This is a genomic window from Rathayibacter festucae DSM 15932 (assembly GCF_004011135.1).
Taxonomy (GTDB): domain Bacteria; phylum Actinomycetota; class Actinomycetes; order Actinomycetales; family Microbacteriaceae; genus Rathayibacter; species Rathayibacter festucae.
This window is the reverse complement of sequence record NZ_CP028137.1, coordinates 199,567-213,902: the sequence shown is the minus strand read 5'-3', so window position 1 is coordinate 213,902 and position 14,336 is coordinate 199,567. Positions and strand designations below refer to the sequence as shown.

Genomic DNA, 14,336 nt, shown 5'->3' with positions numbered 1-14,336 from the left:
GGAGCGCTCTCCGCCCCGCATAATGTCGTCACGCAGTAGTGCAGGTGGGGAAACACCGCCGACACATGCGGAACGTATGGTCAACCAACGTTGTTTGACGACGGCGATCCGGGCGCGCCCGAGGACCCCATCCGTCTGTGCACCCTGACGAGAGGTAGACGTCTTGCTCACAGCCAGCCGTTCGACGCGCCACAAGCGCGCGACGACCCTGCATCCGACGGACCGGGAGGCTCCCCGTGCCTAGGCGGCTCCCCACACTCCGCACGCTCCGCGACGGCCTGGTCGCACTCGGCCTGCTCGCCGCGACCCTGACCGGCGTCGCCGCCGCAGCACCCGCCGCGACCGCCGAGACCACGGCCGACCAGTCGATCATCGCCTGGGTCCGCGTGCAGGGCACGAACGAGAACCTGGTGGGGGTGACCGTCGAGCTCGGCGGCGACGCCACCGCGACCCTCACCACGGGCGACGACGGCCGCGCCGTCTTCCCGCTCGAGGAGGCCGGCACCTTCAGCGTGACGGTCGACGAGGAGACGCTCCCCGCCGACAAGGGCTACCCGGCGGCGGGGCAGAACCCGAAGCAGGTGACGATCGTCTCCTCGCAGAACCAGATCGTGAACTTCATCGTCTCGACGGCCAACCCGATCGGCACGGGCGCGAGCGCTCCGGTCCCGACCGACTCCGCCGCCCCCACGAACCCCGCCACCGAGGGCACCACGGGCAACGACGCGACGAACCCCGACGGGACCTCGACCGCGGCGAACCAGCCGGTCACGGCGAACACCTTCTGGATCATCTTCTGGCCCAAGGTGGTCACCGGACTGATCTTCGGACTCCTGATCGCCCTCGCGGCGATCGGCGCCTCGCTGATCTACGGCGTCACCGGGCTGAACAACTTCGCCCACGGCGAGCTGGTCACCTTCGGCGCGCTGATGGCGTACCTCTTCTCCGGCGTCTTCGGGCTGCCGGCGCTGCTGGCGATCCCGATCGCGGTGATCCTCGGCGGGGTGTTCGGCTTCGCGCAGGACGGACTGCTCTGGAAGCCGCTGCGCAAGAGGAACATCCAGCTCATCCCGCTGATGATCGTGACGATCGGCCTGTCGCTCGCGCTGCGCTACACCTTCGTCTTCTTCTTCGGCGCGGACCGCCTCTCGCTGCCGAACAGCACGGCGCCGTTCTTCACGGTCCCGGCGCTCGGCATCAGCCTGAAGTTCACCGACCTCGTCGGCGCGGCCGTCGGCATCGTCTGCATCGTCGGTGTCGCCCTGCTGCTCACGAAGACCAAGATCGGCAAGGCGATGCGCGCGGTGTCCGACAACCGGGCCCTCGCCTCCGCCTCCGGCATCAACGTCGAGCGCGTCATCCGCGTGGTCTGGGTGCTCTCCGGAGCCCTCGCCGCGCTGGCCGGCGTCTACATCGGCTACTACCAGTCGCTGCGCTGGGACACCGGAGCGTCGATCCTGCTGCTGATCTTCGCGGCGATCACGCTCGGCGGACTCGGCTCCGCCTACGGAGCGCTGGTCGGCTCGCTCATCATCGGCCTGATGATGAACATCTCGACGATCTGGATCCCGGAGAACCTCAAGTACGTGGCTCCGCTCGTCCTCATGATCATCATCCTGCTGGTCAGACCGCAGGGCATCCTCGGTCGCAAGGAACGGATCGGCTGACACCATGAACCTCAACTTCATCTGGCTGGCGATCGGGCAGATCGTCGATCCCACCGTCGCCGCCTACGCGCTCGCGACCATCGGCCTGGTCATCCACTTCGGATTCACCGGCCTCCTCAACTTCGGCCAGGCCGGCTTCATGGCGGTGGGCGGCTACGCCTTCGCCATCACCTCGGTCAAGTTCGAATGGCCCGTCTGGGGCTCCCTGCTCGCGACGATCGTCGCGGCGACCCTCTTCGCCCTCATCCTCGGCATCCCGACGCTGAGACTGCGGGCGGACTACCTCTCGATCGTCACGATCGCGGCGGCCGAGATCGTCCGGCTCTCGGTCAAGACACCCGAGTTCTCGGCGGTGACCGGCGGCTCGGAGGGCATCAACGGCGCGGCGAAGGCGTTCAACGACCTCAACCCGCTGCCGGAGGGGCGCTTCGGGATCGGGATCCTCACCTACAACCAGGACCAGTGGTGGGTCCGCATCGTCGGCTGGGGCCTCGTGCTCCTGGCCTGCCTGCTGGTCTTCCTGCTGATGCGCAGCCCCTGGGGCCGCGTCATCAAGGGCATCCGCGAGGACGAGGACGCCGTGCGCTCGCTCGGCAAGAACGTCTTCTCCTACAAGATCCAGGCGCTGATCCTCGGCGGCGTGCTGGGCGGCCTGGCCGGAGCGCTGTTCATCCTGCCGCGCTCGCTGCAGCCCGACAACTACGGCACCCAGCTGACGTTCTTCCTCTACACGATCATGCTGCTGGGCGGTGCCGCGACGGTCTTCGGGCCGGTCGTCGGCTCGATCATCTTCTGGGTCGTCCTCGGTCTGACCGACGGACTGCTCACGCTCGGGATCGACACCGGGGTCCTCAACAACGACCTCATCAAGCTCACCACCGTGCAGACCGGACCGATCCGGTTCATCGTGGTGGGTGTGGCCCTCATGCTCCTGGTGATCTTCAGACCCCAGGGCATCTTCGGCAAGAAGAAGGATCTGCACTTTGCCTAAAACGCCGGTCTCGGACATCACCGAGCAGGAAATCGTCCCCGGGGTCGTCAAGAAGGACCCCATCCTCGTCGCCGACGGCGTCAGCCGCCGCTTCGGCGGCCTGACCGCGGTCGACGTCGCCCACGTCGAGATCCCGCGCGGCTCGATCACCGCGCTGATCGGCCCGAACGGCGCCGGCAAGACCACGTTCTTCAACCTGCTGACGGGCTTCGACAAGCCCAACACCGGTCGCTGGAACTTCAAGGGCAAGAACCTCGCGAACGTCCCCGCCTACAAGGTGTCCCGGATGGGCATGGTCCGCACCTTCCAGCTCACCAAGGCCCTCGGCGGCATGACGGTGCTCGAGAACATGCTCCTCGGCGCCAAGGGGCAGAAGGGCGAGAACATCCTCACCTCGCTCATCCGGCCGCTGTGGTCGAAGGAGGAGGAGTCGATCGAGAACCGCGCGATCCGGCTGCTGGAGAAGTTCAAGCTCGACACCAAGAAGGACGACTACGCGTCGAGCCTCTCGGGCGGCCAGAAGAAGCTGCTGGAGATGGCGCGCGCCCTGATGTCGGAGCCCGAGCTGGTCATGCTCGACGAGCCGATGGCTGGCGTGAACCCGGCGCTGACGCAGTCGCTGCTGGGCCACATCGTGAACCTCAAGGACGAGGGCATGACCGTGCTCTTCGTCGAGCACGACATGCACATGGTCAACACGATCGCCGACTGGGTGATCGTGATGGCCGAGGGCAAGGTCGTCGCCGAGGGTCCGCCCTCGACGGTGATGAACGACCCCGCGGTCATCGACGCCTATCTCGGCGCGCACCACGACACCGACCTCGGCACCATCGAGGGCCAGCTCGAGGTGGCGGAGGAGATGGACTCGGACCTCGTCCGCGAGGACGTCGAGAAGCGGGCCGAGGCGGCCGGCGTCGACGTGCACCCGCACCACGACGACGCGCCCGCCGCGGCCACCGCCGCGCCCTCCCCCGCCGTCGCGCACGCCGTGGACGCCGCCCCCGCGACGGCCGCCCCCGCGGACGGCGCACCGACGAGCATCGCGCCGACCACCGACGCGCCCGCCGTCGACTTCGGAAAGGACGAGAAGTGACCCAGAACACGCTCGAGACGCACGACCTCCACGCGGGGTACGTGCCGGGAGTCAACATCCTGAACGGGTCGAACGTCTACGTGAAGAAGGGCGAGCTCGTCGGCATCATCGGCCCGAACGGCGCCGGCAAGTCGACGCTGCTCAAGGCGATGTTCGGGCTGGTGAACATCCGCCAGGGCACGGTCCTGCTCAACGGCGAGGACATCACCGGCTTCAAGGCCGACAAGCTGGTCTCCAAGGGCGTCGGCTTCGTGCCGCAGAACAACAACGTCTTCCCGTCGCTCACCATCGAGGAGAACCTCGAGATGGGCATGTACCAGAAGCCGAAGATGTTCAAGGACCGCCTCGAGTTCGTGACGGAGCTCTTCCCCGAGCTGACCAAGCGCCTCAAGCAGCGCTCCGGCTCGCTCTCGGGCGGCGAGCGCCAGATGGTCGCGATGTCGCGGGCGCTGATGATGGACCCGTCGATGCTGCTGCTCGACGAGCCGAGCGCCGGTCTCTCGCCGATGCGCCAGGACGAGACCTTCGTCAACGTCCAGCGGATCAACCGCGCCGGCGTCTCGATCATGATCGTCGAGCAGAACGCCCGCCGCGCGCTGCAGATCTGCGACCGCGGCTACGTGCTCGATCAGGGCCGCGACGCCTACGAGGGCCCCGGCCGCGAGCTGATGAACGATCCGAAGGTGATCGAGCTCTACCTCGGCACGCTCGCGACGACCAACGAGGTCACCACGAGCACGCCCACCGTCGGCGGCTGAGGCCGCCGCACCCCCGGGCCCGTCACCCGCCGAGAGGCGGGGGCGGGCCCGTCGTCGTCGAGGAGGAGGACCGGATGCGCCGCCGCGCCGCTCTGATCGTCGTCGCGCTCGCGGCGGGGCTCCTCTCCGGCTGCGCACCCGGGCCGGTCTCGGAGCTGCCGGCGGGCGTCTCCGTCGGCGTGCAGCAGAACCGCGACGACTACGGTCCCCGCCGGCTCGAGGTCCTGGTGACGAACACCGCCGACGAGCCCCTGGACGTCTGGGAGGCGCGGCTCGACTCCCCCGCCTTCACCGACCCGGCCGCCACCGACGGCCCGACCACGGTGCGCCCGGGGACGACGACCGCGCTCCGGCTGCAGCTCGCTCCCCCGGACTGCGCGGACCCCGGCGCCGACGCCCGTGTGCGGCTCGCCTTCACGCAGGGCGGGGTGTCGGGGACGGCCGTGGTCGCGCCGGACGATCCGCTCGGCAGCCTGCCGCGCATCCACGCCGAGGACTGCCTCGCGCAGCGCGTGGCGGCGGTGGTGTCGATCGTGCCCGGGGACGCCGTCACGGTGGCGCAGGAGGGCGGAGAGCCCGTCGCGCACCTGGAGGTCGTCATGACCCCCACGGGGGCGGAAGGAGGCGTCTCGATCGCGGCGATCGGCCGGACGATCCTGCTCCGGCCCGCCTCGGGAGCGGACACCTGGCCCGTCGGCGTGCGCGTGGACGCCGACGCGGACGCCGCCCGCGTCGACCTCGCGATCCTGCCGAGCAACTGCAACACGCACACCGTCTCGGAGGACAAGCGCGGCACGTTCCTCCCGGTCGCCGTCACGCTCGACGACGGCACGTCGGGAGTCGTCGCGGTCGGCGTCTCCGACGCCGTGCGCGGGGCGCTCTACCGCTTCATCGCCGAGGACTCCTGCCGCTGGCAGTGACCACCGGCGCCTCACGGACATCGAGTCTCTCTCTGCGCTGGGACCCCCCGCCCGAGGGTCAGGACAGCGGCCGCCGTGCCGTAATTTTGGGGACAAGAAACATCGGCGCCGACACCTCGACCGGACTCCTCTCCCCCTGATCAGGGCCGGATTCCCGCCCCCCTCGGCACCGATTCCTTCCCCTTCCGCGTCCCCTCCCGGCGCCGCGGTCCCCGTCTTCGAAGGAGCCGACCCATGAAGAGCTACACCCCCGCACCCGTCGCCCTCGGCGCGACCTTCGGCACCGGTGCGATCGGCGACTACGAGCGCTGGTCCGTCGTCGGCGTCTACGCGCAGGTCGTCATCGCCGAGACCACCGGCGGCAAGCGCCGCAACTACAGCCGCTCGTTCGTGACCTACCGCCTGGCCCAGGAGGCGGAGCTCCTCCGCGCCTCCTGAGGCCGCACCGCCACGTCGTCGAGCGCGCGTCCCCCCGGGGGCGCGCGCTCGCTGCGTCGTACGGCACCGGGAGGGAAGGAGCGGGGACCCACGTTCGTTCGGTGGTGGATCTCGATACGCCCTCTCCGAGGGCTACTCGATCAGCATGGAGATGGCCTGCCGATCTGGATCGGCGCTTCATGCTGGTCGAGCAGCCGCGCAGCGGCGTATCGAGACCCGCCCGCCGGTCCTGCAGCGCTGAGCGCCGCGTCCGTGCCGATCGACGGCCTCCCGGGCACGACGAAGGGGCCCGGTCGGATGACCGGGCCCCTTCGCGCGTCGCGGCCGGAGCCGCAGGCGGGGTGCTAGTTCAGCGAGCCGTCGACGGTCTCCTCGAACGAGGTGACGTTGCCGGGGCCGTACTTGTAGATCGACACCGACGCCTCGGTCGGGTCGCCGTTCTCGTCCCACGAGATCGGGCCGGAGAGGCCGTCGTAGTCGATGTCCTCACCGTCGGCGAGCATCGTGGCGCAGTCGGCGAACGTGGTGCACTTCGTGCCCTCGGTCGAGACGTCCTGCAGGTTGTCGCGGATCGTCGCTCCGTCGGTCGCGCCGCCCTTGAGCGCGGCGAGAGCGGCGAGCACGGTGGCGTCGTAGGACTCGGGGGCGTAGCTGAACACCGTCAGCGCGTCGTTCCCCTGCTCCTCGACGAGAGCCTGGAGGTTCGACTGGAACTCGTCGGACGCCTGCACACCGGGGTTGGTGAACTGGGCGCCGTCGATGTCGACGTTGGTGTCCGCATCGGTGATGACGCCGTAGTTGCCGTCCGTGCCGTAGAGGTTCGCGAAGTCGAAGCCCTTGGCCGCGAGCTGCTCGGCGATCGTGGTGATCTCGTCGAACGAGATGACGACGAGCGCGTCCGGGTTCGGGGCGAGCAGCGAGGTCAGCGCCGAGTTGAAGTCGGTCGAGGCCGGCTCGAAGATCTCCTCGGCCGCGACGGTCGCGCCGCCCGCCTCGAGGGTCTCCTTGATGTTCGACTCGAGGCCGGTGCCGTACGCGTCGTTCAGGTACAGGATCGAGACGTTGGTCTTGCCGTCGCCGAGGATCTTGTTGCCGAGGATGCGGCCCTGGAGCACGTCCGAGGGGGCGGTGCGCCAGTAGTAGCCGTCGTCGTCGTAGGTGGTGAAGTCCGGCGAGGTGTTGGCCGGCGAGATCTGGACGACGCCCGCCTGGGTCACCTGGTCGATGAACGTCTTCGAGACGCCCGAGGAGGCCGCACCGATGATGACGCTCGCGCCGTCGGCGATCAGCGAGGTCGCGGACTGCGTCGCGATGTCCGTCGTGGTGTCGCCGGAGTCCTTCTGCTCGACATCGATGGTGAGGCCGGCAGCGGCGTCGTTGATGTCCTTGACCGCGAGGTCGACGCCCGCGATCTCGGGCGGGCCGAGGACGGCCAGGGTGCCGGTCTGCGGGAGGATCGTGCCGATCTTCAGGGACAGGTCGCCGGACTCGCCGCCGTCGGTGCCCGCGTCTCCGCCGCCGCCGCTGGCGCAACCGGCGAGGACGAGAGCGCTGGCGCCCAGGAAGGCGACCCCGCTCAGGGTCGCCCGGAGGGATCGCGTACGGGCCGTCCCGGCCTTCGCGTGAACGCGCATGTTTCTCCTTGAGAGGTTCTGTCGTGGGAGCGGTGCCGGAGGCAACCGCTCGGCCAACCTAACCTTCGGAGAAGCCGTGAACAATACGGGGGTGTTTCAGATGCGTTTCGCGACCTGATCGTTACTTTTCGTCGTCGGAGCGCTCTCCCGCGACGCGATCCGCAGGTCCGACCGTCACGCGCCGCCTCCGGCGCTCGGCCGAGACGAGGTCGACTGAGAAGATCGCCAGGGCCGCCCAGACGAGCGCGAAGCCGATCCAGCGCTCCGGCGGCATCTCCTCGTGCAGGAGGAAGGCGCCGACGACGAACTGCAGCACCGGCGTCAGGTACTGGATGAAGCCGACGATCGAGAGCGGCAGCCGCCGGGCGGCGCCCGCGAAGAGCAGCAGCGGCACGGCGGTGACGATGCCGGCCGAGGCGAGGATGAGCGCGTGCCCCGTGCCCTCCGTCGCCAGCGTCAGCCCGACGGTCGAGCCGACGACCAGCAGCTGCACGATCGCGAGCGGCGTGAGCCAGAGCGTCTCGAGAGTGAGACCGCTGACCGCGTCCATCCGACCGCCGACCCGGCTCTTCACCAGGCCGTAGAGGCCGAAGGAGAAGGCGAGCGCGAGCGAGACCCAGGGGAAGGAGCCGTAGCCGACGGCGATCACGAGGACGGCGACGGCGCTGATCGCCATCGCGACCCACTGCGCCCGCCGCAGCCGCTCGCGCAGCACGATCACGCCGAGCAGCACCGTGACGAGCGGGTTCATGAAGTAGCCGAGGGCCGCCTCGATCACGTGGCCCGTGGTCGTCGCGATGACGTAGACCTGCCAGTTGATGTAGATCAGCACGCCGGCGATCGCCATCACGCCGACCAGCCGCGGCTCGCGCAAGAGCGCCGCGAAGCCGCGCCAGCTGCGCGTCACCGTGAGCAGGAGCAGGCAGAAGACCAGCGAGAAGAGCACCCGCAGCGCGACGATCTCGAACGGCGAGGCGGGGGCCATCGCGATGAAGTAGAGCGGCATCGCGCCCCAGAGCAGGTAGGCGGCGAAGCCGAACCAGAGGCCGGTCGACGACAGCGCGCCGCCGGCGCCCGTCACGGGCAGGGCCTCGACGCCCTCGCCGGCCGCGGCATCGCCCGTCGTCGGCGAGGCGGGATCGGCGGGGAGGCGGGAGGCGGGCACCCGTCCGATGCTACGCAGGCCCGGAGCCCGCGGACCGCCCGGAACGGTCACCGGACGTCAGGATCAGGCCACCGGTCGCGAAGAGGACCGGGCGCACGACGAAGGGCCCGGCGACTCGCGTCGCCGGGCCCTTCGGGGATCCGTCTCTAGCGGACCACGACCGCGAGGACGTCGCGGGCGGAGAGGACCAGCAGGTCGTCCCCACCGAACTTGACCTCGGTTCCGCCGTACTTGGAGTAGATGACCTTGTCACCGACGGCCACGTCGAGCGGGACGCGGTTGCCGTTGTCGTCGATGCGGCCGGGGCCGACGGCGACGACTTCGCCCTCCTGGGGCTTCTCCTTGGCGGTGTCGGGGATGACGAGACCGGAAGCAGTGACCTGCTCGGCCTCGACCTGCTTGATGACGATGCGATCTTCGAGCGGCTTGATGGACACCGACACGGTTGACCTCTTTCTTGACGACGACGGGGGCGGAGCGCCGCCGTTGGCAGACACGCTCCGAGAGTGCTAGCTCCACTGTAGAGGCTCCGCTGGCACTCGTGCAATCAGAGTGCCAGGCAGGCGCGCCGCGTCGTGCGGAGGGCGTGGCCTAGCATGGCCGGATGCAACGCGCCGAGCTGGTCGAGCTCCTCTCCCCCGAGGGCCTCCGGCTCCTCGACTCGCTCGACGGCTACCGCGCGGACGACCTGGTGCGCGCCGTCGCCGCGCTCCGCTCCGCCGGCCACTCCCCCGGCCTGGTGTCGGCCGTGCTGACCCAGGCTCGGCTGCGGGCGAAGGCGACCGGGAAGTTCGGCGAGTTCGCCCGGTCGATGCTCTTCACGGACGCCGGGCTCGAGCAGGCGACCCGCCTCCGAGTCGCGGCGCTGCACGCCGGCCGCTTCTCCTCGGCCGGGCTCACCCGCATCGCCGACCTCGGCAGCGGCATCGGCGGCGACGCCCTCGCGATGGCGGCCATCGACCTCGAGGTGACCGCGGTGGACGCGGACGAGATCACCGCGACCCTCGCCAGCTTCAACCTCGCCCCGTTCCCCTCCGCTCAGGCCGTGCACGGCGACGCCGAGTCGTTCGACCTGGACGGCTTCGACGCCGTGTACCTGGACCCGGCCCGCCGCACCGCCGGCCACCGGGAGACCCGGCGCCTCGACGATCCCGACGACTACTCCCCCTCGCTCGACTTCGCCTTCGGCCTGGCCGAGGCGCGGCCCGTGGGCGTGAAGCTCGGGCCTGGCTTCGACCGCGAGCGAATCCCGGCGGACGCGGAGGCGCAGTGGGTGTCGGTCGACGGCGAGCTCGTCGAGACGGGCCTGTGGTTCGGTCCGCTCGCTCGGCCGGGCGTCCGCCGGTCCGCGCTCCTGCTCTCGGCGACCGGCGCCGTGGAGCTCACCGCACCGGCCGACAGCGACGACGAGGAGGTGGGCGACCTCGGCGCGTTCGTGCACGAGCCGGACGGGTCGGCCATCCGCGCGCGCCTGCTCGGCGAGCTGGCCCGCACCAGCGGCTCGCGGATGCTCTCGCCCGGCATCGCCTACCTCACGGGCGACGAGCCGTCCGCGTCGCCGTTCCTGCGGAGCTTCCGCGTGCTCGCGGAGCTGCCCCTGGACGAACGCACCCTCGCGCGCGAGCTGCGCGCCCGCGGCATCGGCGTCCTGGAGATCAAGAAGCGCGGCGTCGATGTGGACCCCGCGCGCTTCCGCAGGAAGCTCGGCCTGGCCGGGCGGGGCAGCGCCGTCCTGATCCTCACCAGGATCCAGGGGCGCCACCGCGCCCTGCTCGCCGAGCGCGTCTCCTGAGACCCGCCGCCGGCGCCTAGTAGCCGGAGGAGGAGGTCGCCGCGTCGAGGGCGACCACGAAGATCACGATCGTGACGGCCAGGTAGATCAGCGAGACCACGACGCCGGCGATGCCGGTGATGATCGCGGTCAGCGCGAAGCCGCGTGCTCCCGGCTCGCGACGGCGGCCGAGGAAGCCGAGCACGATCGCGGGCGCGGACAGGATGAAGCCGAAGCCCCAGCCGAAGATCGAGATCACCAGGCCGACGATGCCGAGGATCATGCCGGTGAGGCTCAGGGTCTTGGGCACCGTCGTGGGCGCCGGGACGTAGGCGTACTGCGGCGGCGCGGCGCTCGGGGCCGGCGGGAGCGGCGTCCCGTACGCGGGCGGCGGGGTGTCCTGGGCGCCCTGTCCCGGTGCCGTCGGGGTGCCACCCGAGTACGCGGGCGGGGCCGGGGGCGCCGGAGTGTCGCCGGAGTGCACCGGCGGGGCCGGGGGCGCGGTCGGCACGGGGGGAGCAGGGGGGACGGGAGGGCCCTGTCGGTCGTCGGACCCGGGCCGGCTGCTGTCGCTCATGCCTCGAAGTCTAGAACGAGGCCGCCGACCGGCTCAGGCCGGGAGGTAGCCGTCCGTCCGGAGTCCGCCGACGAAGGCCGAGTAGGCGAGAGCGCCGACCAGCAGCAGCACGAGCGCGAGGTAGCCGAGGAGGAAGCCGGCGATCGCGAGTCCGCGGCCGCGCTGCCCCGAGCGGCGCGCCTGCGCGAAGCCGACGTGCCCGAGGACGATCGCGGCGGGCGCGAGCCCGAGGATGCCGCAGATCAGGGCCGCGACGGCGAGGCCGTTCAGCGGCGGGCGCGGCGCGGGAGCACCGGGATGCGCGGAGCCGTCGAAGGCCTCCTGGCCGCTCGGGGCTCCGGGGGGAACGGCCTCCCCGGTCCAGCCGGACGCGGCACCGGCGGCCGGCGGAGCGGAGGCGGGGGACGGTGCTCCGGAGGGCGGCGCGTACCGCGGCGGCGGGGGCGGCACCGATCCCGGTGCCGGATTGCCGGTGGACTCGTCGTTCACGTCGCCCTCCTCGAGCGCTCCGCCGTCCCCGCCGTGCTGGGCGGGGCGGTGGGGATCAGTAGTTCGTCGTGCTCGCGATGCCCGCGAGGGAGAACAGCGCGACGGCGGAGATGATGGTGATGATGATCGCGACGAAGCCGATCACGACGGCGGCGATCGCGAGGCCGCGACCGCGCTCACCGGTCCGCTTGATCTGCGAGAGGGCGATGAAGCCGAGGACGATGCCGACGATCGAGACGAAGAACGAGGCGATGAAGCCGATGATCGCCAGGATGTTGTAGCGATCGGACGCGGGCGTGTACGGAGCGGTCATGGTGGATCCCCCTTGATCAGGAACGAGTGGATGCGCTCAGCGTGGCAGCGTCCCCGGAGGGCTGTCAAAACCCTGGCGGCGCTTGTGACGCGCGACGGCACTGCGGTAGAGCGCCTAGCGCACCTGGATCTCGGTGACGGGCAGCGTGGAGTCGGCGCCGAAGGAGAGGCTCGAGGGCGCGTGCCCCGCCTCGATCAGCTGCGCGCCGAGCGCCGCGATCATCGCACCGTTGTCGGTGCAGAGCGAGAGCGGGGGGATCCGCAGCGCGATGCCCGCCGCCGCGCAGCGCTCCTCGGCGAGCTCGCGGACCCGCGCGTTGGCGACGACTCCCCCGCCCAGCAGCAGCCGGGGCACCTCCCGGTCGACGCAGGCCGCGATCGCCTTGGTCAGCAGCACATCGGCGACCGCCTCGCGGAAGCTCGCGGCGACGTCGGCGACCGGCACCGCCTCGCCCGCGTCCTGGCGCTTCTCCACCCAGCGCGCGACGGCGGTCTTCAACCCGGAGAAGGAGAAGTCGTAGCGGTGCTTCTCCCTGTCCTTCGGGAGGGTGAGGCCGCGGGGGAAGCGGATGGCCCGCGGATCGCCGTCGGCGGCGACGCGGTCGATCTGCGGGCCGCCGGGGTAGGGCAGGCCGAGCACGCGGGCGACCTTGTCGAACGCCTCGCCGGCCGCGTCGTCGATGGTCTCGCCGAGCAGCTCGACGTCGGAGACGAGATCGCGCACGTGCAGGAGCGAGGTGTGCCCGCCCGAGACGAGCAGCGCGATGGTGGGCACCTCGACCGGGCCGCCCTCGCCGCCGTCGGCGCGCAGGACGTCGGCGCCGACGTGCCCGACGAGGTGGTTGACCGCGTAGAGCGGCTTCCCGAGCGAGACCGCGAGCGCCTTGGCCGCGCCGACGCCGACCATCAGCGCCCCGGAGAGCCCGGGACCGCTGGTGACCGCGATCGCGTCCAGCTCCTGCAGCGAGACGCCGGCCTCGGCGAGCGCCGTCCGCAGCGTCGGCTCGAGCGCCTCGAGGTGCGCGCGGGCGGCGACCTCGGGCACGACGCCGCCGTAGCGGGCGTGCTCCTCCATCGACGAGGCGATGGTGTTGGCGAGCAGCGTCGTGCCGCGGACGATGCCGATCCCGGTCTCGTCGCAGCTGGTCTCGATGCCGAGGACGAGCGGACCGGCGGTCATGGCGACTCCTGTCGAGAGGCGGCGATCGGCGCGCGCATCACGAGCGCGTCGACGCCGTCGGGCTGGTAGTAGGCGGGGCGGACCCCGATCTCCTCGAAGCCCTCCGAGCGGTAGAGCGACTGGGCGACGGGGTTGTCGGCGCGGACCTCGAGGAAGACCTCGCGGGCACCGCGCTCCGCCGCCGTGGCGACGAGCGCGCGCAGCAGGCGCCTGCCGAGCCCGGTGCGGCGGGCGGAGGCGAGCACCGCGATGGTCTGCACGTCTCCCTCGTGCGCGCCGACCGGGCAGAGCAGCCCGGCGTAGCCGACCAGCTCGCCCGCGTCCTCGGCGACCAGGTAGCGGGTGTGCCGGCTGCGGATCTCCTCGCGCATCATCGTGCGCGACCAGGCGTCACTGGTGAACTCCGACTCCTCGATCGCCATGATCGCGTCGAGGTCGTGGACGGTGGCGTCGCGCAGCTCCGCGCTCACGCGGTGACCCGCTTGGGACCGGCGGAGAGCGTGACGTCGGGTGAGCGGAGGTAGAGCGGCTCGTCCGCCGCGGGGGCGCGGCCGGCCGCGCGGGTGAGCGCGGCCACGACGCCCAGCTCGGCGGCGGACACCGTCTCCGCCTCGAGGCGGGGCAGCTCGGGGAAGGGCAGCGCGGGCGGCTTGTCGAGGCCGGGACCGGCGGTCCGAACGGGGAGACCCCGCTCGTCGAGGCCGGCGTAGGCGCTCCAGTAGAGCTCGCGGCGGCGTGCGTCGGTGACGACGAGGAAGCCGTCGGCGCGGCCGTGGCGCAGGGCGCCGAGCGCGACCGCGTCGTGCGAGACGACCGGCAGGGTGGGCACGCCGCGGCCGAACGCGAAGGCGCGGGCGGCGGCGATGCCGACCCGGAGTCCGGTGAAGGGGCCGGGGCCCATGCCGACGGCGACGGCCTCGATCGCGTCCGGGCCGATGCCGGCCGCCTCGAGGGCCTCCTCGATCAGCCGGCCGACGACCTCGGCGTGCCGCATGGTGTCGGTCTCGGTGCGCTCGGCGCGGACCTCGCCGTCGATGCCGACGACGGCGACGGAGGTACCGGAGGAGGTGTCGATCGCGAGCAGCACCCTGACAGGGTACCCGCGGGCGGACGGGCTCCGACCGAGGAGCCTGCGGCGCTCCGCAGTCGCTCGGTGGATCTCGATACGGCCTCTCCGAGGGCTCCTCAATCAGCAGGCACATCATGCTGGTCGAGTAGCCGCGCAGCGGCGTATCGAGACCCGCCGTGCTGGACTCGGTGGATCTCGATACGCCCTCTCCGAGGGCTACTCGATCAGCATGACGGCGGCCCTCTCCGAGGGCTGCTCGATCGGCAGGCACA

The 14,336-nt window shown here is 71.2% G+C and carries 16 protein-coding genes; 7 read left to right on the top strand and 9 right to left on the bottom strand.

All coding sequences use genetic code 11. The features are described from left to right. The first annotated feature begins 236 nt into the window (after positions 1 to 236). The 6 genes from C1I64_RS01090 (at position 237) to C1I64_RS01065 (ending at position 5,867) form a co-directional block, all read left to right on the top strand. Complete coding sequence (locus C1I64_RS01090) at positions 237 to 1,667, top strand: branched-chain amino acid ABC transporter permease (protein ID WP_243600572.1); 1,431 nt, start codon at positions 237 to 239, stop codon at positions 1,665 to 1,667. Between the two features lie 4 nt (positions 1,668 to 1,671). Further along, positions 1,672 to 2,658 carry a branched-chain amino acid ABC transporter permease gene (locus C1I64_RS01085; RefSeq protein ID WP_123445092.1) on the top strand — a complete coding sequence of 329 codons (987 nt, stop codon included), beginning with the start codon at positions 1,672 to 1,674 and terminating at the stop codon, positions 2,656 to 2,658. After that, complete coding sequence (locus tag C1I64_RS01080; protein ID WP_127885933.1) at positions 2,651 to 3,751, top strand: ABC transporter ATP-binding protein; 1,101 nt, start codon at positions 2,651 to 2,653, stop codon at positions 3,749 to 3,751. Before C1I64_RS01085 ends, C1I64_RS01080 begins: the two co-directional genes overlap by 8 nt. Continuing rightward, entirely contained in the window at positions 3,748 to 4,509 is a 762-nt protein-coding gene (locus C1I64_RS01075; RefSeq protein ID WP_123445090.1) for an ABC transporter ATP-binding protein, read from the top strand. The genes C1I64_RS01080 and C1I64_RS01075 overlap by 4 nt, the downstream gene beginning before the upstream one ends. A 74-nt stretch (positions 4,510 to 4,583) precedes the next feature. Then, positions 4,584 to 5,429, top strand: coding sequence for a hypothetical protein (locus C1I64_RS01070; RefSeq protein WP_127885932.1), 846 nt, complete (start codon positions 4,584 to 4,586; stop codon positions 5,427 to 5,429). Between the two features lie 234 nt (positions 5,430 to 5,663). Beyond that, positions 5,664 to 5,867, top strand: coding sequence for a hypothetical protein (locus tag C1I64_RS01065; RefSeq protein WP_123445088.1), 204 nt, complete (start codon positions 5,664 to 5,666; stop codon positions 5,865 to 5,867). Between the two features lie 344 nt (positions 5,868 to 6,211). On the opposite strand, the gene C1I64_RS01060 is transcribed toward C1I64_RS01065, so the two are convergent. The 3 genes from C1I64_RS01060 to groES form a co-directional block, all read right to left on the bottom strand. Next, positions 6,212 to 7,501, bottom strand: a complete 1,290-nt coding sequence (locus C1I64_RS01060; protein WP_123445087.1) for an ABC transporter substrate-binding protein — start codon at positions 7,499 to 7,501, stop codon at positions 6,212 to 6,214. A 121-nt stretch (positions 7,502 to 7,622) separates the two neighbouring features. Continuing rightward, the gene (gene rarD / locus C1I64_RS01055) at positions 7,623 to 8,582 is read right to left on the bottom strand and encodes an EamA family transporter RarD (RefSeq protein WP_244209555.1); all 960 of its coding nucleotides are present in this window, start codon (positions 8,580 to 8,582) and stop codon (positions 7,623 to 7,625) included. Between the two features lie 230 nt (positions 8,583 to 8,812). Continuing rightward, positions 8,813 to 9,109, bottom strand: a complete 297-nt coding sequence (gene groES, locus C1I64_RS01050; protein ID WP_068251574.1) for a co-chaperone GroES — start codon at positions 9,107 to 9,109, stop codon at positions 8,813 to 8,815. Between the two features lie 161 nt (positions 9,110 to 9,270). On the opposite strand from groES, the gene C1I64_RS01045 reads away from it, so the two are divergent. Next, a complete protein-coding gene (locus C1I64_RS01045; RefSeq protein WP_127885931.1) occupies positions 9,271 to 10,458 on the top strand; it encodes a class I SAM-dependent methyltransferase in 1,188 nt (395 codons plus the stop codon). Positions 10,459 to 10,474: 16 nt separating this feature from the next. Here C1I64_RS01045 and C1I64_RS19925 read toward each other — a convergent pair whose 3' ends face one another. From C1I64_RS19925 to tsaB, 6 genes are all read right to left on the bottom strand, one after another. Beyond that, positions 10,475 to 11,014 carry a DUF4190 domain-containing protein gene (locus C1I64_RS19925; protein ID WP_164874411.1) on the bottom strand — a complete coding sequence of 180 codons (540 nt, stop codon included), beginning with the start codon at positions 11,012 to 11,014 and terminating at the stop codon, positions 10,475 to 10,477. A 33-nt stretch (positions 11,015 to 11,047) separates the two neighbouring features. Further along, on the bottom strand, positions 11,048 to 11,503 hold the full coding sequence (locus C1I64_RS01030) for a DUF4190 domain-containing protein (RefSeq protein WP_127885930.1): 456 nt from the start codon (positions 11,501 to 11,503) through the stop codon (positions 11,048 to 11,050). 55 nt (positions 11,504 to 11,558) lie between these two features. Further along, positions 11,559 to 11,816 (bottom strand): DUF4190 domain-containing protein, encoded by a 258-nt coding sequence (locus tag C1I64_RS01025; RefSeq protein ID WP_123445082.1) that lies wholly within the window; start codon positions 11,814 to 11,816, stop codon positions 11,559 to 11,561. Positions 11,817 to 11,930: 114 nt separating this feature from the next. Next, positions 11,931 to 12,995: a tRNA (adenosine(37)-N6)-threonylcarbamoyltransferase complex transferase subunit TsaD gene (tsaD, locus tag C1I64_RS01020; protein WP_127885929.1), complete on the bottom strand. Its 1,065-nt coding sequence runs from the start codon at positions 12,993 to 12,995 to the stop codon at positions 11,931 to 11,933. Further along, positions 12,992 to 13,465 carry a ribosomal protein S18-alanine N-acetyltransferase gene (gene rimI / locus C1I64_RS01015; protein WP_243732768.1) on the bottom strand — a complete coding sequence of 158 codons (474 nt, stop codon included), beginning with the start codon at positions 13,463 to 13,465 and terminating at the stop codon, positions 12,992 to 12,994. Before rimI ends, tsaD begins: the two co-directional genes overlap by 4 nt. Continuing rightward, the gene (gene tsaB / locus C1I64_RS01010; RefSeq protein WP_127885928.1) at positions 13,462 to 14,082 is read right to left on the bottom strand and encodes a tRNA (adenosine(37)-N6)-threonylcarbamoyltransferase complex dimerization subunit type 1 TsaB; all 621 of its coding nucleotides are present in this window, start codon (positions 14,080 to 14,082) and stop codon (positions 13,462 to 13,464) included. Before tsaB ends, rimI begins: the two co-directional genes overlap by 4 nt. Positions 14,083 to 14,336: the final 254 nt, after the last annotated feature.